This window comes from Flavobacterium maritimum, assembly GCF_040049085.1.
In the GTDB taxonomy this organism is placed as follows: domain Bacteria; phylum Bacteroidota; class Bacteroidia; order Flavobacteriales; family Flavobacteriaceae; genus Flavobacterium; species Flavobacterium maritimum.
The window spans coordinates 1-561 of record NZ_JBDLZY010000035.1 but is presented as its reverse complement, the minus strand read 5'-3'; the positions used below and the strand labels follow the sequence as shown (position 1 = coordinate 561).

Annotated in this window: 1 pseudogene; it reads right to left on the bottom strand. The window is 46.2% G+C overall.

What is annotated here, in order from left to right:
• A pseudogene (locus ABEB23_RS18165) lies at window positions 1-561 on the bottom strand (DNA polymerase III subunit alpha); the annotation flags it as partial.

The window sequence follows — 561 nt, the reverse complement described above, 5'->3', positions numbered from 1 at the left end:
CGACCTCCCTGAAAATTGACCGGTATTTGAATTCGACATTCGTACCGCAGAAGGCCACATGTTCGTAAGTGTAGCGGTTAAAAATATATTCCAGGATGACATCCCGTTCTTTCCAGCTCCAGTCGATATCGAAATCGGGCGGGCTTTTGCGGTTCTCATTTAGGAAACGCTCAAAATACAGATCCAGTTCCAGTGGGCAGATATCGGTGATGCCCAGACAGTAGGCCACAATACTATTGGCGCCGCTTCCCCTGCCGATATGCAGAAAGCCCTGACTGTTGCTAAAACGGATAATATCCCAGGTGATCAGAAAGTAACCGCTGAACTCGAGCTGGCCGATAACCTTGAGTTCCTTTTCCATGCGTTCCCTTGCGCGAATATTTCGGGTGCCGTAACGCCATACCAGTCCCTGTTTTGCCAGAGAGGTTAAGAGATCTATGTCGCTTTTCTGGCTGTTGGTATAGTATTTTTTATTTTTCGGTGTCTGGAAATCATAGCTGAAATTACAGTGGTCTATAATTTTCTGTGTGTTGGCAATGATGTGGGGAAAGTGTTCATAGA